This window comes from Deinococcus marmoris (genome assembly GCF_001949125.1).
In the GTDB taxonomy this organism is placed as follows: Bacteria; Deinococcota; Deinococci; order Deinococcales; family Deinococcaceae; genus Deinococcus; species Deinococcus marmoris_A.
Map to the genome: position 1 here is coordinate 55,901 of NZ_MSTI01000157.1, position 19,157 is coordinate 75,057.

General features: G+C 64.6%; 17 protein-coding genes and 1 pseudogene. 12 read left to right on the top strand and 6 right to left on the bottom strand.

Going from position 1 to position 19,157, the window contains the following annotated elements:
• Nucleotides 1–174 precede the first annotated feature (174 nt).
• Nucleotides 175–1,899 (top strand): ABC transporter substrate-binding protein, encoded by a 1,725-nt coding sequence (locus BOO71_RS22845; RefSeq protein WP_075836420.1) that lies wholly within the window; start codon nucleotides 175–177, stop codon nucleotides 1,897–1,899.
• 47 nt (nucleotides 1,900–1,946) lie between these two features.
• On the opposite strand, the gene BOO71_RS22850 is transcribed toward BOO71_RS22845, so the two are convergent.
• Complete coding sequence (locus tag BOO71_RS22850; protein WP_075836422.1) at nucleotides 1,947–2,633, bottom strand: hypothetical protein; 687 nt, start codon at nucleotides 2,631–2,633, stop codon at nucleotides 1,947–1,949.
• Between the two features lie 213 nt (nucleotides 2,634–2,846).
• Here BOO71_RS22850 and BOO71_RS22855 point away from each other — a divergent pair, with 213 nt between their 5' ends.
• Both BOO71_RS22855 and BOO71_RS22860 read left to right on the top strand, forming a co-directional pair.
• A complete protein-coding gene (locus tag BOO71_RS22855; RefSeq protein WP_075836423.1) occupies nucleotides 2,847–3,866 on the top strand; it encodes a YpdA family putative bacillithiol disulfide reductase in 1,020 nt (339 codons plus the stop codon).
• Nucleotides 3,867–3,908: 42 nt separating this feature from the next.
• A complete protein-coding gene (locus tag BOO71_RS22860; RefSeq protein WP_075836425.1) occupies nucleotides 3,909–5,303 on the top strand; it encodes a VanW family protein in 1,395 nt (464 codons plus the stop codon).
• Between the two features lie 60 nt (nucleotides 5,304–5,363).
• Here the strand turns inward: BOO71_RS22860 and parB are convergent, their stop codons facing one another.
• From parB to mnmG, 5 genes are all read right to left on the bottom strand, one after another.
• A complete protein-coding gene (gene parB, locus BOO71_RS22865) occupies nucleotides 5,364–6,215 on the bottom strand; it encodes a ParB/RepB/Spo0J family partition protein ParB (protein WP_075836427.1) in 852 nt (283 codons plus the stop codon).
• On the bottom strand, nucleotides 6,199–6,948 hold the full coding sequence (locus BOO71_RS22870; protein ID WP_075836429.1) for a ParA family protein: 750 nt from the start codon (nucleotides 6,946–6,948) through the stop codon (nucleotides 6,199–6,201). The genes parB and BOO71_RS22870 overlap by 17 nt, the downstream gene beginning before the upstream one ends.
• Before the next feature lie 87 nt (nucleotides 6,949–7,035).
• A complete protein-coding gene (gene rsmG, locus BOO71_RS22875; RefSeq protein ID WP_075836431.1) occupies nucleotides 7,036–7,785 on the bottom strand; it encodes a 16S rRNA (guanine(527)-N(7))-methyltransferase RsmG in 750 nt (249 codons plus the stop codon).
• Nucleotides 7,782–8,102, bottom strand: a complete 321-nt coding sequence (locus BOO71_RS22880; RefSeq protein ID WP_029481219.1) for a hypothetical protein — start codon at nucleotides 8,100–8,102, stop codon at nucleotides 7,782–7,784. The genes rsmG and BOO71_RS22880 overlap by 4 nt, the downstream gene beginning before the upstream one ends.
• A 117-nt stretch (nucleotides 8,103–8,219) precedes the next feature.
• Nucleotides 8,220–10,028, bottom strand: a complete 1,809-nt coding sequence (mnmG, locus tag BOO71_RS22885) for a tRNA uridine-5-carboxymethylaminomethyl(34) synthesis enzyme MnmG (protein WP_075836433.1) — start codon at nucleotides 10,026–10,028, stop codon at nucleotides 8,220–8,222.
• A 136-nt stretch (nucleotides 10,029–10,164) separates the two neighbouring features.
• On the opposite strand from mnmG, the gene BOO71_RS22890 reads away from it, so the two are divergent.
• The 9 genes and pseudogenes from BOO71_RS22890 to BOO71_RS22930 form a co-directional block, all read left to right on the top strand.
• The gene (locus tag BOO71_RS22890) at nucleotides 10,165–11,766 is read left to right on the top strand and encodes an aminotransferase class V-fold PLP-dependent enzyme (protein WP_075836436.1); all 1,602 of its coding nucleotides are present in this window, start codon (nucleotides 10,165–10,167) and stop codon (nucleotides 11,764–11,766) included.
• Between the two features lie 195 nt (nucleotides 11,767–11,961).
• A complete protein-coding gene (locus tag BOO71_RS22895; RefSeq protein WP_075836438.1) occupies nucleotides 11,962–13,110 on the top strand; it encodes a thiamine pyrophosphate-dependent dehydrogenase E1 component subunit alpha in 1,149 nt (382 codons plus the stop codon).
• Nucleotides 13,107–14,126: an alpha-ketoacid dehydrogenase subunit beta gene (locus tag BOO71_RS22900; RefSeq protein WP_075836440.1), complete on the top strand. Its 1,020-nt coding sequence runs from the start codon at nucleotides 13,107–13,109 to the stop codon at nucleotides 14,124–14,126. Before BOO71_RS22895 ends, BOO71_RS22900 begins: the two co-directional genes overlap by 4 nt.
• A 45-nt stretch (nucleotides 14,127–14,171) precedes the next feature.
• Complete coding sequence (locus tag BOO71_RS22905) at nucleotides 14,172–14,417, top strand: hypothetical protein (RefSeq protein ID WP_075836442.1); 246 nt, start codon at nucleotides 14,172–14,174, stop codon at nucleotides 14,415–14,417.
• A 56-nt stretch (nucleotides 14,418–14,473) separates the two neighbouring features.
• Nucleotides 14,474–16,027, top strand: a complete 1,554-nt coding sequence (locus tag BOO71_RS22910) for a dihydrolipoamide acetyltransferase family protein (protein WP_075836444.1) — start codon at nucleotides 14,474–14,476, stop codon at nucleotides 16,025–16,027.
• A gap of 204 nt (nucleotides 16,028–16,231) precedes the next feature.
• Nucleotides 16,232–16,723, top strand: coding sequence for a hypothetical protein (locus BOO71_RS22915; protein WP_175607514.1), 492 nt, complete (start codon nucleotides 16,232–16,234; stop codon nucleotides 16,721–16,723).
• Nucleotides 16,724–16,749: 26 nt separating this feature from the next.
• Entirely contained in the window at nucleotides 16,750–17,409 is a 660-nt protein-coding gene (locus BOO71_RS22920; RefSeq protein WP_029481209.1) for a response regulator transcription factor, read from the top strand.
• A 5-nt stretch (nucleotides 17,410–17,414) separates the two neighbouring features.
• The gene (locus BOO71_RS22925; protein WP_083653755.1) at nucleotides 17,415–18,800 is read left to right on the top strand and encodes a sensor histidine kinase; all 1,386 of its coding nucleotides are present in this window, start codon (nucleotides 17,415–17,417) and stop codon (nucleotides 18,798–18,800) included.
• A gap of 68 nt (nucleotides 18,801–18,868) precedes the next feature.
• Nucleotides 18,869–19,157: pseudogene (locus tag BOO71_RS22930) on the top strand (hypothetical protein); the annotation flags it as partial.

Here is a 19,157-nt window from a genome sequence, read left to right on the forward strand (position 1 = left end):
TCACATCCTTGAGGAGATTCAGTCTCCAGACGGGGCCGCAGGATGGGGCCTGGGTCCAGCCAGCCATCCGGGGTGGCGAATTGGGTTGCCCTCTCTGGGCAGGACGGTCATAGTGGGAGGCGCTACAAATCAGAATAGAACATCTTCCCCATTCACCACCACTGGAGGTCCGTCATGAACCGAATGTTGCCCCTGACCCTTGCCCTGCTGGGTTCCGCTGCCCTGGCCGCCGCGCCCAAGGACACGCTGGTGATCCAGCAGGCCGCCACCGTCACCACGCTGGACCCCACCGCCGCCTACGACACCTTCAGCCTTCAGGTGCTGGAAAACGTGTACGAGACGCTGTGGACCTACAAGGGAGCCAGCCTGACCCAGATGACGCCGCTGCTGGCCTCGGCGCTGCCCACCTACACGGATGGCGGCAGGACCCTGACAGTCAGCCTGCGAAAAGGGGTCAAATTCCACAGCGGCAACCCGATGACCTGCGCGGACGCCCAGTACACCTACCGCCGCGATCTGGTGACCAACAGCGCCGAATCGGCCAACTGGTTTATCAGCGACTCGCTGCTGGGCACGCGCGACAACGCCAGGACCGACAAGAGCGTCACCTGGGCGCGCATTGCCGGGGCCGTGAGCTGCAACGCGCAGGGCCAACTGGTCTTCAAGCTGCCCAAGCCGGACCCGGCCTTCATGGCGAAGATGGCCTTTGCCGGAATGGGCGTGCTGGACAGCAAATGGGCGACCAAACTGGGCGAGTGGAATGGCACGGAGGCCACCTGGCAGGCGTGGGTGGGCAAGGACGTGTCGGGCAGCAAGCTGAGCGCCCAGCCCAGCGGCACCGGGGCCTATCAGTTGCTGCGCCGCGACGCCGACAACATCCTGCTGACCGCCTTTCCCAGTTACTGGGGCGGCAAACCGGCCATTTCCAACGTGATCATGCAGAAGGTGGGCGAACTGGCCGTGCGCCAGCAGGCGTTCCTGCGCGGCGACGCCGATCTGATCGAGGCTGGAACACGCACCAACGTGGAGGCGCAACTGAAGGGCAAGCCCGGCGTGACCGTGCTGGACAACCTGCCCAGTGCCGGGGCACAGGCGCTGTTCATGAACAACAACATCAAGGGCGGCGCGGCGCTGGGCAGCGGCAAACTGGACGGCAAGGGCATTCCCGCCAACTTCTTCGCCGATACCGACGTGCGCCGGGCCTTCGCCTACGCCTTCGATTACGACGAATACATGCGCGACGTGCAGCGCAGCAAGGCCGTCAAGCGCACCATGCTGCTGCCCGACACCTTCCCCGGCTATTCCAAAGCGACCAAAACCTATAGCTATGACCCGGCGCAGGCCCAGGCCCTGTTCAGGAAGGCCCAGGGCGGCGAGGTCTGGAAGAACGGCTTTACCATCAACGCCAATTACCGCACCGGCCACATCGCCGGGCAGGTGGCGCTGGAGTTGCTCAAGCGCAACGTGGAGGCCCTGAATCCCAAATTCCGCATCAACATCATCGAGGAACCGTGGGCCGAGCAGTCCAAGAAGATGCAGGAGGGTCTGGAAATCATGCTGCCGATGGGCTGGAGCGCGGATTACGCCGATCCCGACAACTTCGTGTACACCTTCTACAGCTCCGAGGGCTTCTTCTATCCCACCAACAACTGGAAGGACGCGGACGTGGACCGCTGGCTCGTCCAGGCCCGCGCCACGGTGGACCCCGCCGCCCGCGCCAAACTGTACAAGCAGGTGGCAGACCGCGCCTACCAGCAGAGTCCGTTTATCGTGCTGCCCGCCGAAACCAACATCCGCCCCGTTCGCAGCAACCTTCAGGGCGCGTCGGCGGCCACCTACAACCCGATGCGCTCCTTCGGCTTCACCGGAACGCTGTGGCGGGAGCTGAGCAAGAAGTAAGGGGCAAGAAGGAGGAGGGGCAGAAAGCGGCCCCTCCAGCGCCTTGCCTACTTCTTGCAGGTCAGGTCGAAGCGCATGTTGGGGTCCGCCACGGTGTACTGTCCCACCTTCGGCTTCTCGCGGAACAGCACCAGCATCTTGACCGGCGGGTTGTCCTCCTGCAAGTTGGGGCGACTGAAGAAATAGCTCAGGGTTCGCGACGAGGCCGGGGCAAATTGTTCGGTGCCGCCTGAGCTTGAGCCGTTGCGCGTGAGCTGGCTTCCGTCTTTCAGAACCAGAATGATCGGATCGCCACCTTCCAAGCTGTTGACAAACAGTTTGTTGGGCTGGGCGCTGGCGTTGGCGTATTTCACGTCCACCGTCCAGCCTGTGTTGAAACCAGTTCTGGCCGGGGCGAACGCGGCGCTCTGCACGGTCACGCGCCAGTTGCCGTTGAACAGCTCCTGTTTCAGGCAGCCCTCCAGCGCGCGGGTCTGGGTGGCCCCGCCCGTGATCCCGACGCTCAGGGTGCCGCCGCTGACCGCAGAGGCGATGCCCAGTTCCTTCAGGACACTGAGGGGAACGTAGGTCTGGCCGCCGATCACGACGGCTTTCGTTGCGTGCGCCTTGCCATTCACGACAATCGGCAGGGAACTCTGCACGCTCTGGGCGCTGGCGGATGTCCCGAGGCCCAGCACGATCAGGGCACCAAGGACAGAGCTTCTATGCTGGACAGATGCGGATTTCATGGTCATAGACGGCTCCTGGGGCGGCCAGCCGGAGAGGAAAGCCGGGCGCTGATCTGAAGAATAGACGGGAAGGCATGATCGGCCCGTGACCAGGTTTGTCGTTTTGCCTCTGCTCAGCGGACTGGAAAGCTGGACGGACCCCGCCTCTCCCCTCTTCTACCAGCCCAACCGTCCATAAAACTCACGGTGTCGTTCGTGTCCGGCTGACACAATGGGGCCATGAATCTCGCCCCCCCCTCTGATCTGTTCGATGTCGCCATCGTCGGTGCTGGCCCGGTGGGGCTGGCCGCCGCCATTGCCTGCAAGCGCGCGGGCCTCAGCTACGTGGTGCTGGAAAAGGGCTGCGTGGTCAACGCCATTTTCGAGTACCCCACCTACATGTCGTTTTTCACCACGGCCCCTGAGCTGGAAATCGGCAACCACCCGATGGTGACGGGCCACGACAAGCCGGACCGCCGCGACGCGCTGATGTATTACCGGCTGGTCTCCCAGCGTGAGGCGCTGAATGTGGAGCAGTACACCTCGGTGACGGCGGTTCACGCGGCCCCGGCGGGGTTCACGCTGGAAATCGAGCGCCGCGACGGCACACCGGACACTGTGGAGGCGCGGCGCGTGGTGGTGGCCACCGGCTATTACGACAACCCCCTACATCTGGGCATCCCCGGCGAGGACAGCGACAACGTCAGCCACTATTACACCGAGGCGCACCCCTTCATGGGCCTGAACGTGACCGTGATCGGCGCGGGCAACTCGGCGGCAGACGCGGCGCTGGACCTGTGGCGCGGCGGCGCGAAGGTGACGATGGTGGTCCGCGCCCCCGAGCTGAAAAGCACCATCAAATACTGGGTGCGCCCGGACCTGGAAAACCGGATCAAGGAGGGCAGCATTGCCGCAGAGTTCAATTCGCGCGTGGTGGATATCGGCCAGGACACGGTAAGGGTAGAGGGGGAGGATGGCGAAACCTTTGAGCTTCCCACCCATTTTACCTTCGCCCTGACCGGCTACCGCCCAGACCTATCCTTTTTAGAGGGCCTGAATCTGGCACAGCAACCGGACGCGTGTCTGGTGCTGGACGAACACTATGAAAGCAGCGCGCCGGGCCTGTTCGTGGTGGGCAGTGCGGGTTTTGCAGGCAAGACCAATCAGGTCTTTATCGAGAACGGACGCCACCACGCGAATCTGGCGGTGGCCGAGATCGAGCGGCAACTGGCCAGGCACACGGAATTACAGACGCACTGAGGCCCTCACGGACGGTCAACAGGGGCGTGGAATACTGACGGCATGAGGTCAAAATTTCGCCTGTCCCTGGGTCTGGGTGCCGTACTTCTGACGGCGGCGCTGGGTCAGGGTGTCGCCCAGATGCCGCCCATCCCGGCGCTGCCGCTGCCCGCCCAGCCCACGTCTCCCGAACCGTTGCCCGCCCCAACACCGGAGCCTGTGCCCACTCCAGAACCTACACCCGTTCCAGAGCCAGCACCCGTTGCAGAACCTGTACCGACTCCCGAACCCTTGCCAGAGCCGCCAGCACCGGAACCCACCCCCACGCCCGAGCCAGTGCCTCAGCCTGCGCCCGTCAAGGCTCCCACCTTCCGAGCGCCGCTGCTGATCAACGTGGAAACCACCATCCCGGCGCTGGTGGACGGCAAGAAGACCACCGTGCCCCTGACCCGCACGCTGACCATTCCCGGCCCGCGCATGGCCCTGATCCGGCAAAAAGGTGGGGTCTCGGCCAGCCTGGATGCCGATCTCAAGACCTTCGTGAACGGATTGGCGGGCAAGGCACAGGACGCGCGTTTCGAGGAACTCTGGGATGGGTGGGCCGTGGTCCAACGCAACGGCCTCCAGATCGACCTGGAAGCCACGCGCGCCAACGTCTTGGCGGCCATCAAGGACCCCAGGGGCGTCAAGGCCAGCGTGGTGGTGGCGGGGCAGACCCCACCGACGCGCACCCTGGACTACTTCGTCTCCAGAGGAATCACCGCCCACCTGGGAACAGGCGAAACTAACTATTACGGCAGCAGCGAGGACCGCGTGACCAATATCCACGCAGGGGCGAAGAATTTCAGTGATCGGCTGTTCGAGGGCAAGACCTTCTCGTTCAACCAGTTCGTCGGCCCCGTGACCTCCCGCAACGGCTATGTGACCGGGCTGGTCATCGCCGGGGACCGCACGGCCAGCGGCGTCGGCGGCGGCATCTGCCAGGTCAGCACCACCCTGTTCCGCACCCTGTACGGGGCCGGGCTACCCATTGCACAGCGCCAGAACCACTCGTATCAGGTGCATTACTACGATCCGCAGGGCCTGGACGCCACCATCTACCAGCCCAGCCTGGACCTCAAGTTCGCCAACGATACGGGCGGCGCGCTGTGGTTCCAGACCGAGTGGGACGACGAGGCCGCCAGCCTGGACATCAGCGTGTTCGGCAAGGCGCGGGACTTCACGGTGGAGATCGGCAAGCCGAAAACACTCAGCTCCACGCCCTCGCCCGCCGACCGCCTGATCCCCGATGCGACGATCCCCGCCGGGCAGCGCAAGCAGATCGACTGGGCAGCCCCCGGCGCGGTCCTGGAGGTCACGCGCAAACTGGTCAGGAACGGCAAGACCATCAAGCAGGACACCTTGAAGAGCAGTTACCGTCCCTGGCCGAACATCTTTCTGGTCGGCACAGGCCGCTGAGCAAAGCTAACAGGAGAGGGACAGGCGTTGCGTCCTCTCCCTCTCCCCCTTTTGTGATGCCTATTCCCCGGCTTCAAGGCCCAGCAGGCCCAGCACCCGGTCCAGTTCCTCGCGGGAGGAATAGTTCAGCTCTATCTTGCCCTTGTCCTCCCCGGTAATGCGGACGCGGGTGCCGGTGCGGCGGCTGAGGTCCAGCTCCAACTGGCGGTAGGTGCGCGGCGGATTGACCTTGATGGGCGCAGCGGTGCGGCTCTCTCGGCGTAGCGCCTCGGCCTCGCGGACATTCAGACCGCGCGAGGTGATCTGCTCCAGCGCCCAGGCACGGTCCGCATCCGGCTGGGCCAGGATCGCGCGGGCGTGTCCGGCGCTTATCTGGCCGCCGTCCAGCGCCCGCAGAGCGCCTTCCCCCAGGGTCAGCAGCCGCAGGGCGTTGGACACGGTGCTGCGGCCCTTGCCCACCGCCTGCGCCACACGCTCCTGATTCAGCCCGTGGTCCAGCAGCGCCTGATAGGCCCGCGCCTCTTCCAGCGGTCCCAGATCCTCGCGTTGCAGGTTTTCCACGATGGCGATTTCCAGCGCCTCGCGGTCCCCCAGATCACGGATGATCACCGGCAGTTCACTCAGCCCGGCCAGTTGACTGGCCCGCCAGCGCCGCTCTCCGGCCACGATCTCGAAGGATTCGCCGCGCGGGCGCACCAGCAGCGGCTGCAACACCCCCTGCTCGCGGATGCTCTGCGCCAGTTCGGCCAGCGAACCCGGATCAAAGACCTGACGCGGCTGGTAGGCCGCCTGCACAATGCGGCTGATGTCCAGCGTCTGCACGCCCCCGGAGCTGACCGTGCCCGCTGCCTCGGCCACCGGACGGGCCAGCAGGGCGTCCAATCCACGGCCCAGACTAGATTTTTTCGACACGCGACATCACCTCCTCGGCCAGCCGTTTGTAGGCCGCCGCACCGCTGGACAGGGGCGCAAAGGCGTTGATCGGCTTGGAAAAGCTGGGCGCTTCCGACAGGCGCACGTTGCGTGGAATCACGGACCAGAACACCAGATCCCCGAAGTGCTGGCGCACCATCGTCTCGACTTCCTGGGCCAGATTGGTGCGTCCATCGAACATGGTCAGGACCACGCCCAGCACCTTCAGGCGCGGGTTCAGGCCGCCCTGCACGCGCTCCACCGTTTCCATCAGACCTGCCAGCCCTTCCAGCGCGTAATACTCGGCCTGCAAGGGAATCAGCAGGGCGTCGGCGGCAGCCAGTACATTCACCGTCAGCGGTCCCAGCGAGGGCGGCGCATCTACCAGGATCAGGTTATAGCCTTGAATACTCTTGAGCAGGCGGCCCAGGGCGTCAGGATCGTCGGCCAGTTCCACCCCTGCTCCGGCCAGATCCGGGGTGGCGGGCAGGATGTCCAGGCCCGGCTGATCGGTGGGGCGAATGCATTCGGCAGCGCGGGCCGGGTCTTCCAGCGCCTCGTACAGTCCCACTTCCGCGCCGCGCAGTCCCAGACCACTGGTGGCATTCCCCTGGGGGTCCATATCCAGCAGCAGCACCCTGCGCCCCCCTGCCGCCAGATAGGCCGCAAGGTTGATCGCGGTGGTGGTCTTCCCCACGCCACCCTTCTGGTTCACCAGACCCAACACCTTCATTGCGCTGCCCTGCTTTGTGGCCTGCAACCGTGCAGCCCTCTGTTTCGCCCGTCTTCCATCAAGTCAACCTCACCTTTGTGGTCCACTTTAGCGTGCCTGCTTTGGCGCTGCATTCCAGAACAGCGGTTGAGCCGTGGGAAGGCCCTCGCGCCGGGGATACTTGGAGGACGTGGGCTTGAGTTTCTCGATAATAATCAGGGTCCGCGCGTCGCCCAGAATGGGCAATTCAAACGGGTCTACTACCTGAACCTTGCCGCCCACCTCGCCTGCCGCGCGCCGTCCGGCATTCAACTCTTCGGCAGTGATGTCCCCTTTCTGGGCCACCAGCAGCCCTCCCTCACGCAGCAGGGGCAGGGCCAGCTCAGCCAGCACCGGCAGCGAGGCCACGGCGCGCACCACCACGCGGTCGTACTGCTCCCGGTGTTCGGCGTCCCGTCCCAGCGCCTCTGCCCGGCCCACCAGCGGCACGACCTGATCCAGACCGAGTTGCGCCGCAGTCTCCCGCACAAAATCGATCTTCTTGCGGGTGGAATCTACAGGCGTGAAATGCAGTTCCGGCCTGACCAGCGCCAGGGGGAAGGTGGGAAACCCCGCCCCCGTTCCCAGATCGAGAACACTGAGCGACCCCTCCAGGTAATTTCCTCGCAGGCAGGTCAGCGAATCCACGAAATGCTTGAGAACGATGTCCTCTTCTGTCTTGAGTGCCGTCAGGTTAAGACGGGTGTTGCCTTCCTGAAGCAGCTCGAACAGGCGCTCGAAGGCGGGAAGCTGCGATTCGATCTTCAGCCCCAGTTCGCCTGCGCCCTGCCGCAATAAATCCAGTCCCTCGCGGTTCATAAGCCGTACCTCACTTTCATGTCGCTGTAACGCTCGAAAACATGCCCATCGATGCTCTCCAGCGGCAGGCGGTCCAGCAGGGGCAGCAGCGTTTCCCGCAGGACCTGCCCCCGCGCCATCCACTGGTAATAACTGCGTCCGCCGTGTTCGTAGGGGCCGTACAGCTTGGACCCTGGGCACAGCCGCACCATCGTCTCAAACAGCTTTTGATGCCGTGTGTGCATCCGCAACGTGATCTGGGGCTGCTTGCCGTCGCCCCCAAAATGGCCCTCGCCGATCAGGATACCCAGCAGCAGTCCCTCTTCAAATGTATTCAACCGCGCCTCCCCCGTTTGTTTCACCGTCAAGTTTCCCGTGAAACATAGCGGGCGTCAAGAGGCAGCCAGAGTAAAGGCGAACCGAAGTCCGCCAGGAGTGCCCTTCTTGTTTCACCGTCATGTTTCCCGTGAAACGCCCTGCTTTTTCAGATGCACCAGCAACGCTCCAATATCGGCATGTCGCACTCCGGAAATGCGGGCAGCCTGCTCAATGGTGCCTGGGCGGGTGCGCCCCAGCTTCTCGCGGGCCTCATTGGACAGCGACAGAACGGCGGCGTAATCCAGCCCCTCCAGCTTGAGGTCTCTGGCACGGGCATCTGAATCGAGCTGGAGGCGAGCGCGCTGGATATAGCCCGCGTACTTCACACGGATTTCCACTGCTTCACGTTCTGAGGCATCCAGATCTGCTGGCAGTGAGATGCCCAGTGCCTCGACATCCGCCAGATGGAATTCGGGGCGGCGGAGCCAGGCGTCACCCGTCTGGCCGTTGCTTCTCTGCGCAGCAAGAGCAGCGATACCCCCAGCAACACGCTGATATTTGGCCTCCACCCGCGCCAGCTCGGCGTCCAATACCAGACCCAGACCATGCCCAAGCGGCGTCATGCGTTCGTCGGCATTGTCCTGTCGGACCAGCAGGCGGTGTTCCACGCGGCTGGTCATCATGCGGTATGGCTCGTCGCTGCCCTTAAAGACCAGATCATCGAGCAGCACGCCGATATACCCTGTTTCCCGTCCAATGGGTTCCGTCTTCAGGTCCAGCGCCCGCCGCGCGGCTGCGGTTCCGGCCACCAGACCCTGCGCTGCCGCTTCCTCATAACCACTGGTGCCGTTGATCTGGCCTGCAGTAAACACGCCGGGCAGCAGGCGTGATTCCATGTTCAGGGTCAGCTCAGTGGAATCCACCACGTCGTATTCGACGGCGTAGGCGTACCGCTGCACAACCGCGTTCTCGAACCCTGGAAGGCTCCGTACCAGTTGATCTTGCAGGTACGGCGGTAGCGAGGAACTGAACCCCTGCAAATACACCTCGCTGGTCTGAATTCCGTCCGGCTCCACGAACAATAAATGACGGTCATGGTGGGCAAAACGCACCACCTTGTCCTCGATGCTGGGGCAGTAGCGCGGGCCTTTGCCCTCGATATCGCCGGAAAACATCGGGGACTCTTGCAGATTGTCGTGAATGAGTTGATGGGTCTGGGCGGTGGTGTGGGTCTGCCAGGTGGGCGACTCCTGGGCGCGTGGGCCAGGCGTGCCGGTGAAACCACGCGGCTGAGGATCGGCAGGAATTTCCAGCAGGGCAGAGAAGTCAACCGAATCGGCCCGCACACGCGGAGGCGTTCCCGTCTTGAAACGCTTCAGCACATGCCCAGCCCGCTCCAGTGGGGCCGACAGAAAACGCGATGGTGGCTCGCCCTGCCGCCCCTCCGCACGAGACTGACGCCCATACCAGGTGATGGCCCGCATGAACGTTCCCGCCGCAACCACCACGCTGCGGCAGGGAAGACGGCGGCCATCGGTGGTGATCACCAGCCAGCCACCCTTGCCATCGGGTTCCAGATCAGCGGCCTCGCCACGGATCACGTCAATTTCGGGATGACCGAGAATCACATCCTGGGCGCGTTCGGCGTAGGCATCGCGCTCGTTCTGCACGCGCAGGGACTGCACGGCTGGCCCCTTGCTGGCGTTCAGGACACGGGTATGGATCGCAGTATCGTCGGCCAGGCGGCCCATCAGACCGCCCAGGGCCTGAACCTCAAAGACCAGTTGACTCTTGCCAGGGCCGCCCACCGCAGGGTTACAGGGCATTCGCCCCACCGTCGCCGGATTGCCCACCAACAGGCCCACCTGCGAGAACTTGGCCGCCGCCCACGCCGCCTCCAGGCCAGCGTGGCCCCCACCGATCACGATCACATTCCAGCCATTCACCGTGCGAGTGTATCCGGGGTGATGGGCATGAACGGTGATCCGTATTGCGGGACGTGAGAGTTGGAATGGCCCAGATGAACGTCTGGACTGTTCACCTTCATCTGGTCTTCAAACTGAGAAACTCTTACAATCCGGCATGGACTTCGCCACTCTCCGGGCCGACCTGATCGGAACTGACGCTGTGATCAACACGCCTTTCGGGGAGCGGCGGGTGACCTACGCGGATTACGTGGCCTCCGGGCGGGCACTAAGGAGCGTGGAGGAGCGGATCAACACGCTGGCCTTGCCGCTGTACGCCAACACCCACACCGAGGACAGCGCCACCGGGGCGCACAGCACCCACATGTCGCATCAGGCCGCCGACTACATTAGGGGCCAACTGGGCGGGGACAAAACCTGCAAGCTGGTCTTCTGTGGTTCGGGCAGCACGGCGGCGGTGCGGCGTATTCAGGACATTCTGGGGCTGACCGTGTGCGGAGACCACCGTGCCACGGTCCTGGCCTCCATCCCCGAAAACGAGCGCCCGGTGGTCTTCGTCGGCCCCTACGAACATCACAGCAATGAAGTCAGTTGGCGCGAAACGCTGGCCGAGGTGGTGGAGCTGCCGCTATGCGACAAGGGCAATCTGGATCTGGACGCACTGGTTCAGGCGCTCAAGTCGCCGCAGTACGCCCGCCGTCCCAAGATCGGCTCGTTCAGCGCGGCCAGCAACGTGACCGGCCTGCTGACCGACACCCGCACGGTGGCGCGCATTCTGCACCAGCACGGGGCCTACGCCTTCTTCGACTTCGCGGCCAGCGGGCCTTACGTCAAAATTGACATGAAGCCGGGCAAACCGGACGGCTACGACGCCGTGTTCCTCAGCCCGCACAAGTTCGTGGGCGGGCCGGGAACGCCGGGATTGCTGTGCTTTCAGGACCATCTGTACCACCTGAACGTGCCCAGCACGGCGGGGGGCGGCACGGTGCGTTATGTCAGCCGCACCAAACAGGTCTATATCGAGGACATCGAGGCGCGTGAGGACGCAGGCACGCCCGCCATTCTGGGCAAACTCCGCACCGCGCTGGCCTTCAAGGTCAAGGAGGAACTGGGGGTGGACGAGTTGACGGCGCGGGAGCATGAGCTGTTCGCGCGTGCGCTGGAGCGTCTGGGAACCAACGAGCGGATTCAGATTCTGGGCAACCCGCAGGCCGCCCGCCTGGCCTTTCTCTCGTTTCTAGTCAAAACGGCGGACGGCAGTTACCTGCATCCCCGTCTGGTGGTCCGCCTGCTGAATGACCTGTTCGGCATCCAGGCGCGTGGCGGCTGCGCCTGTGCCGGACCCTACGGCCATGTGCTGCTGAACATCGACGACGAGCGCAGTGAGCGCTACATGCAGTGCGCGCTGTCCAACATCGACGGCCTCAAACCCGGCTGGACGCGCCTGAACCTCGCGCCGTGGGCCAGTGATGAGGAAGTGGAGTTCCTGCTGGGGGCCATCGAATTCGTGGCCGAACACGGGGCGCGTTTTCTGCCGCTGTACGACTTCGACTGGATGACCGGAGCGTGGACCCACGCGCAGGACGAGGCCCCGATGGACCTGTTCGGCGATCAGCGCCCACAGACGGGTGAGGGTGAGGTGCCGTTCGCCTTCTATCTGGCAGAGGCGCAGCGAGTTTTAGAGACCCTGGGACCGATAGGGGAGGGGAGAGCTGTGCCCGAATACGTCCCCGGCGATCTGGTGTTTTTCGCGCACTGAACGAGATCCAGACTCTCTCTATCAATTCTGAACCCACCTGTCGTCCAGACCCACTGGACGGCCTCTCCCCCTGCCTTCCTCACCCGCAGCGGCTAGAATGCCTAACGCCCGTTAGTTTAGACATCAGTGAGACAGATTCCGCCGATGGCAGAGAACGTTTCAGCCTCTGCCGCCCGCTCAGGAGGCCCGCCCCAGATGACCACATTACCTCTGGTTGAACCCTTGCCCGTTACCGGGATTCAACCCTTTACCAAAGAACCCATCCGCTATATCGGCGAGGACGGCCTGCCCGTTCAGCCCCTGCCCGCCGCCTACACCCCCGAACGCCTGCGCGAGCTGCACGGTGTGATGCTGCGCGCCCGCGAGTTTGACCGCAAGCTGATCACGCTGCTGCGGCAGGGGCGCACCACCTTCTACGCGCAGTCCAGCGGGATGGAAGCCACGCAGGTGGGCCTGGCGCATTCGGTCCGGCCCGGCCACGACTGGGTCTGGCCGTATTACCGCGATCACACGCTGGCGCTGGCGCTGGGCGTGCCGATGTTCGAGCTGATTTCTCAGGTGCTGGGCAGCAACTCCGATCCCAGCCGGGGCCGCCAGATGCCGCACCACTTCGCCGCCCGCAAGCAGAACTTCGTGTCCATCAGTTCCTCGATTGCCAATCAGGTGCCGCCCGCCACGGGCACCGCAATGGCGCAGAAGTATCTGGGCACCGACGAGATCACCATCTGCACCTTTGGGGACGGGGCCACCAGCGAGGGCGACTGGCACGCCGGAATGAACATGGCCGGGGCGATGGCCGCGCCGTGCCTGTTCGTCTGCGAGAACAACCAGTGGGCCATCAGCACCAACCTGCGCGGTCAGACCGCCAGCGAGAACATTCATATCAAGGCCAAGGCGTATGGGATGCCCGGCTTCTACGTGGACGGCAACGATCTGGTGGCCGTCATGGAAGTCTGCACGCACGCCGCCGAGTGGGTGCGCGCCGGAAACGGCCCCGCGCTGGTGGAATGCCTGACCTACCGCGTCGGCTCCCACAGCAACGCCGATGCCGACGCCGAGAAGCACTACCGCACCCGTGAGGAGGTACAGGAATGGCTGGGCCGTGACCCGGTGGTGCGCGTCGAGAAACTGCTGGAACACCTGGGCCATCCCATCGGGTCCGAGGAACGCGCCAACATGATTTCCGCCGTTCACCGCGAGGTGGATGAGCAGGTTATTCGCGCCGAGGCCACCGGACAGCCGGACTGGCGAATCATGTTCGAGGACGTGTACGCCGACATGCCCGCCCATCTGCGCGAGGAAGCCGCCATGCTGCGGGCCGAGCAGGAAGGGGGGAGAAAATGACCGCCACGCAGGAGAGGAAGGCCGTGGTTGCCACCCCCGAAACCCGCACCATTAACCTGATCACCGCCATCACCGAAGCGCTGCACGAGGAAATGGAGCGCGATGAACGCGTGGTGCTGTTCGGTCAGGACGTGGGCGCACGCGGCGGCGTATTCATGGCCACCGCAGGACTCCAGGCCACCTTCGGCAAGAAGCGGGTGTTCGACACCCCCCTCAGCGAGGCGGCCATCGTGGGCGCAGCCGTGGGGATGGCGGTGCGCGGGTTGCGGCCCGTCGCCGAGATCCAGTTCGCCGATTACATGGGGCCGGGCTTCGATCAGATCATCAGTCAGGCCGCCAAGATGCGCTACCGCAGCGGCGGGCAGTACACCTCGCCAATGGTGATCCGAACCCCGTCGGGCGGCGGCGTCAAGGGCGGCCACCACCACAGCCAGAGTCCCGAAAGCTATTACACCCACACGCCGGGCCTGAAAGTGGTGATGCCCAGCACGCCCTACGACGCCAAGGGCCTGCTGAAGGCCGCCATTCGCGGGGAAGACCCGGTGATCTTCTTTGAACCCAAACGCCTGTACCGCGCGTCTAAAGGCGAGGTGCCGAACCACGACTACACCGTCAGGATCGGTGAGGGCGCCATCCGCCGCGAGGGCACAGACCTGAGCCTGATCGGCTACGGCGGTGTGATGCCCGATCTGGAACGCGCCGCCGACGCGCTGGGGGCCGAGGGCGTCAGCGTTGAGGTCATCGACCTCCGCAGTCTGGTTCCCTGGGACAAGGAACTGGTGATCGGCAGCGTGCAGAAGACGGGCCGCGCCGTGCTGGTCAGCGAGGCCCCGCGCATCAGCAACTTCATGGGCGAGGTGGCTTACAGCATTCAGGCCGAAGCCTTCGATTCGCTGCTGGCCCCCGTTGGGCAGGTGGCAGGCTTCGATATCCCGTATCCCTACGTGCAGGACAAGATCTACCTGCCCGGCCCCAACCGCATCACGGCGGCCTGCGTGCAGGCGCTGAATTATTAACAGCCGCCTGCCGCCCCTACAGAGTGCCCGCGTTAAGCTGCGTCCATGAAGCTCAAGCTCAACCCTGACCTGCTGCGTCCGCTGCTGGGCACCATCGGCCTGATGATCGGCTTCGGTGTGTACGCGGTGGCGGGCGACTTGCCCCAGCCGTGGCAGCGCCTGAGCATCGGCGCGATGTTTGCCCTGCTGGGCGTCAGCGCCGTGATCTACGGCAGAGGCGAGCGCTGGATTCAGGTGCTGGGCGGCGTGCTACTGCTTTACGGCGTCCTGCGGATGTTCGTGATCGGTTAGGCAAGCCAGATTCTCAAGTTGTCCCACAACCCACATCCCTACAACCGAGGTAATCCGTGAAAGAAATTCTGCTCCCTGAACTGGCTGAAAGCGTTGTCGAAGGCGAAATCCTCAAGTGGCTGGTGGAGGAGGGCGACACCATCGCGCTGGAACAGCCGCTGTGCGAGGTCATGACCGACAAGGTGACCGTGGAACTGCCCAGCCCGGCGGCGGGCATCCTGCACAGGCGCATGGCGCAGGAGGGCGAGGTGGTGGCCGTCCACGCCGTGATCGCCCTGATCGACGAGGGGGGAGAGGCAACAGTCACACCCAGCCACACCCAGGCCATTCAGGACAGCGGCGAGAATCCCACGACAATCGACGCCGGGTTGCCCCCGCAGGCGCAGGAGGAGCGCGAGCAGATCGCGCAGGAAGAGGATGATCAGGGCGGCAGCATCGTGGAGGCGGGCCACATGAAGGGCGGGGCCGACGACGATTCCAGCAGCCTGTTCAAAGCCTTTGCCTCCGATGAGCAGGTGAAGGTTCAGGGCCTGGGCAACCGCAGCGGCAGCGGTGCGCCGGGCAGTTCAACCGCCGGAACGGGCACGCTGAACCGTGAGCCTGCGCCTGCCGCCCGTGCCGATGGCCGCGTGCTGGCCGTTCCCGCCGCCCGCCAACTGGCCCGCGAGAAGAACATCGATCTGGCACAGGTGCAGGGCAGCGGCCCCAACGGACGCATCCGCGTGCAGGACGTGGTAGAGCATGGGCAGGGCGGGGGAGAGCAGGCGGCTGCGCCGCAGTCGGCAGTTCCAGCGCAGGCGCAGGCTCCCCAGACCCAGAGCGCACCTTCACAGCCTGCCGCCAAGGTTGCGGGTGGAATGCCCGTCGCACCCGTCCAGTACCGCACGCCCAAGGGCTACGAACATCTGGAAGACCGCGTGCCGCTGCGGGGCATGCGCCGGGCCATCAGCAACCAGATGCAGGCCAGCCACCTGTACACCGTCCGCACCCTGACCGTGGACGAGGTCAACCTGACCAAACTGGTGGACTTCCGGGGGCGGGTCAAGGGCGAGGCGGCGGCGGCGGGTGTCAAGCTGTCGTACCTGCCGTTCATCTTCAAGGCGGTCACGGCGGCCCTCAAGAAATACCCCAGCCTGAACACGTCCTTCGACGAGGCCAGCGGCGAGATTGTGCAGAAGCGCTACTACCACATGGGCATGGCCGTCGCCACCGATGCGGGCCTGACCGTGCCGGTACTGAAGGACGTGAACCAGAAGAGCATCTTCGAGCTGGCGCGTGAGGTCGTCGATCTGGCAGGCCGCGCGCAGAACGGCAAGCTGGCGGCAGACGAGCTGGCGGGCAGCACCTTCTCGATCACCAACATCGGCTCGATTGGCGCGCTGTTCTCGTTCCCGATCATCAACGTGCCGGACGCCGCGATTCTGGGCATCCACAGCATCGTCAAACGGCCCATCGTGGACGAGAACGACAACATCGTCGTGGCGCACATGATGTACCTGAGCCTGTCCTTCGATCACCGTCTGGTGGACGGCGCGGAAGCGGCCCGCTTTTGCCGCGAAGTCATCCGCCTGCTGGAAAACCCGGACCGGCTGATGCTGGAAGCGATGTGATTCCAACGATGCAGTTCGCCTGATCCCGCGCAGTTGGCCTGATCCCGCCGAACCCCAAGCCGAGATAAAGACGCGCCTCAGATTCATCAAGGGCGCGTCAGTTTGAAGGCTTAAGGTGGGGCATCCGGGGCCAGCCGTATAGCCCCGTCCATTTCATTTCCCCCCCCCCCCCCCCCATTCAGGAGACTCCCCTACACTGCCATGATGACCCGCATCCTCCTTCCCCTGCTGTGCCTGACGGCCCTGGTCCCTGCGGCTGGGGCGCTGAAGGTGCAGGTCTGGGACCGGGAATTGCAAACGAAGGTGGGCGACGGCGAGAGCAGCGGCAGCAAGCTGGTCATGCAGTTCGTGGGCGACTACGACGGCCCGGTGGTGGTGCTGTTCGCCCAGACCGACGAGGAAAAGTCGCGCGTGATGTTTCCCGGTCTCAAGAGCAGCTACAACGGCAGCCTCAGCAAGGGGCAACTGACCTTGCAGGTGCCGGGTGTATCCGGGGCCAGCGTGACCAGAGACAGCGCCGCCAATACCTCGCTCACCCTCAGCAAATTCCTGACTCCCTTCAAGCTGACCCTCAGCGCGCAGCCTGCTGGACTCTCCCTGAGCCTGCCGGGCCTCAAAACCACGGACACGGCGGCCAAGGACAGTCCGGGCAAAAGCGGCGCGGGCAAGGACAGTTCCGCCAAAGACGTCAAATAGACTCACCCCATCCCCAAGGAGACCGCATGCTGGCGCAGATTCTGGTTGTAGAAGACGATCCACACCTCGGGCCACTGCTCAAGGAATACCTGTCGGGCGACTATCAGGTCCATCACTCCGCCACCCTGCGGGACGCGCAGTCGTGGCTGGGCATGCACAGCGCACAGTTGATCCTGCTGGACCTGAACCTGCCCGACGGCGACGGTCTGGATCTGGTGCAGTCCCTGCGGCAGTACAGCAGCACCCCCGTGCTGGTCCTGTCTGCCCGCAGCGGCGTGCAGGAGCGCGTGGCCGGGCTGAACGCCGGGGCCGACGACTACCTGACCAAACCCTTTGCCATGCCGGAACTGGACGCCCGAATTACCGCCCTGCTACGCCGCACCGCCGCCGGGACCGGGGTGAATCTGGGCAACACCAGCCTCAGCACCTCCAGCCTGCTGCTGACGGTGAACGACAAGAGCATCAACCTGACCGAACACGAGGCGCGCATTCTGGAACTGATGATGCGGACCCCGGAGCGCGTGTTCTCGCGGGCCGATATCGAGTCTCACCTGTACGGCTGGGAAACGCCCAACAGCAACAGCGTGGAGGTCCGCATCTCGCAGCTTCGCAAGAAACTGGAGCAGTCGGACAGTGACCTGAAGATCAGGACCATCCGCAACGTCGGCTACGTGCTGCAAGCGTAAAACCGATGTTGCCAGAGACCCGCCCCGCCCCGAATGCTGCGCCCGCCGCACCACACAGGCGGGGCGCGGTGCTGACGCCAGGAGCCGGGGTGGCGTCGGCGCGGGTGGCGTGGCGGCACAGCCTGCGCTTTCGGCTGGCGGCCACCTACAGCCTGCTGGCCCTGGCGTTGATCATGCTGATCAGCCTGGGCGTGGTGTCGCTGCTGCTGTCGCGCATGGATCAGCAGTTCAATGCCCGCCTGAATGACCGCGCCGACACGCTGGCCGAGGCGTTCTCCACATCTGGCGCGGGTCTGGGCAAGACGGCGAGTGGGGCCAACGCCTACACCATGCTGATCGACGAGGACGGCACGGTCAAGGCGGCCAGCCCCATCCTGCGGAATTTTCTGAATGCCCCCTACCCCTATGGTGATCAGTCGCAGGTCAACATCGGGGAGACCTCTGTGCGGGCGGTCAAGCGCGAGGCGGGGGATTTTGGAACCCTGTGGGTGGGTCTGCCCGAGGACGACCTGATCGCCGCCCGCCAGAGCGCCGCAAGTGCTTTGCTGATCGCGCTGGTCTTCACGCCGCTGATCCTGCTGCTGGTGGGCTGGTGGGTGGGCCGCCGGGCGCTGTCGGGCCTTCAGGGGGCAGCGAATCTGGCGGACCAGATCGACCCCACGCTCAGCCTCGCCACGCTGCCCCTGCCTGCGCGCGAGGACGAGGTTCACCGCCTGCTGAGCGCCATCAACCGCCTGCTGGTCCGTATCGAGGCCGGGCAGGCGCGCGAGAAGCAACTGCTGGGGCAGATCGTGCATGAGCTGGGTGCGCCGCTGACCGTGTTGAAGGCCAGCCTGCGCCGCGCCGAGGAACGCACCGACGACCCCGAAGTGCGCCGCGCCGCGCTGGTGGCCGACGAACTGACCTTTACCACCCAGGACCTGATGCAACTGGCACGCGGGCAACTGGAGCTGAAACTGGCCTGGCATTACATCCCGGCACGCACCTTGCAGGAAAGGCTGGAACGGCTGGTTCCCGGCACGCTGTACGAGGGCGACTGGACTGGCGGCATCCTGTGTGACCCGGACCGCCTGACTCAGGCCGTCCGCAACCTGCTGGCGAACGCCCGCCGCGCCGCCGGACCAGAGGGCAGCGTGAGGCTGACGCTGGAAGAAACGGCGGAGCAACTGACTTTCACCGTGCGTGACAGCGGTCCCGGTCTGCCTCCCGAACTGGGCGAGCGCATCTTCGAGCCGTTTATCAGCGGCGCGGGCAGCAGCGGCCTGGGCCTGAGCGTCTCGCGCCAGATCGCGGTGATGCACGGCGGCCACCTGAGCGGCGGCAACCATCCAGGCGGCGGCGCACAGTTCGTGCTGGCCATTCCGGGCGCGGCGCTGGGGGATGATGATTAGAGCATTTGTCCAAATCAGTACTCCGGAAGGTTTTTGACGAATGGGGTGGGGATCGTCCATGTTGATGTGTGGCAACAAAACGGACGACCCCCAGCCAGATTCTAGCGGCCCTGCTCCCTGGAACCAGCCTGCGTTCCACCCAGGCCGCCTATCTTCAGGTGCTGTTGGTGCTGTGGCTGGTCGTTCCTGGACGACTGAATTTCACCAATCTGGCCCGCTATGGCGGGCCATCTGAGCGAACCCATCGCGCCTGGTTCCAGAAACCAATGCCGTGGGTGGAGTTGAACACCAGTTTGATCTTGCAGATGCAAGATCAGCAGTGTCTGGGCAGGGAGAGCATCATTGGGATCGACGCAG

Bases quoted from the DNA above. Each gene is read 5' to 3' on its own strand.
- BOO71_RS22900 (WP_075836440.1), top strand. From the start codon at position 13,107: ATGACCGCCACGCAGGAGAGGAAGGCCGTGGTTGCCACCCCCGAAACC.
- BOO71_RS22860 (WP_075836425.1), top strand. From the start codon at position 3,909: ATGAGGTCAAAATTTCGCCTGTCCCTGGGTCTGGGTGCCGTACTTCTG.
- rsmG (WP_075836431.1), bottom strand. From the start codon at position 7,785: ATGAACCGCGAGGGACTGGATTTATTGCGGCAGGGCGCAGGCGAACTG.
- BOO71_RS22870 (WP_075836429.1), bottom strand. From the start codon at position 6,948: ATGAAGGTGTTGGGTCTGGTGAACCAGAAGGGTGGCGTGGGGAAGACC.
- BOO71_RS22920 (WP_029481209.1), top strand. From the start codon at position 16,750: ATGCTGGCGCAGATTCTGGTTGTAGAAGACGATCCACACCTCGGGCCA.
- BOO71_RS22895 (WP_075836438.1), top strand. From the start codon at position 11,962: ATGACCACATTACCTCTGGTTGAACCCTTGCCCGTTACCGGGATTCAA.
- BOO71_RS22850 (WP_075836422.1), bottom strand. From the start codon at position 2,633: ATGACCATGAAATCCGCATCTGTCCAGCATAGAAGCTCTGTCCTTGGT.
- BOO71_RS22915 (WP_175607514.1), top strand. From the start codon at position 16,232: ATGACCCGCATCCTCCTTCCCCTGCTGTGCCTGACGGCCCTGGTCCCT.
- BOO71_RS22845 (WP_075836420.1), top strand. From the start codon at position 175: ATGAACCGAATGTTGCCCCTGACCCTTGCCCTGCTGGGTTCCGCTGCC.
- BOO71_RS22855 (WP_075836423.1), top strand. From the start codon at position 2,847: ATGAATCTCGCCCCCCCCTCTGATCTGTTCGATGTCGCCATCGTCGGT.
- BOO71_RS22905 (WP_075836442.1), top strand. From the start codon at position 14,172: ATGAAGCTCAAGCTCAACCCTGACCTGCTGCGTCCGCTGCTGGGCACC.
- BOO71_RS22890 (WP_075836436.1), top strand. From the start codon at position 10,165: ATGGACTTCGCCACTCTCCGGGCCGACCTGATCGGAACTGACGCTGTG.
- BOO71_RS22925 (WP_083653755.1), top strand. From the start codon at position 17,415: ATGTTGCCAGAGACCCGCCCCGCCCCGAATGCTGCGCCCGCCGCACCA.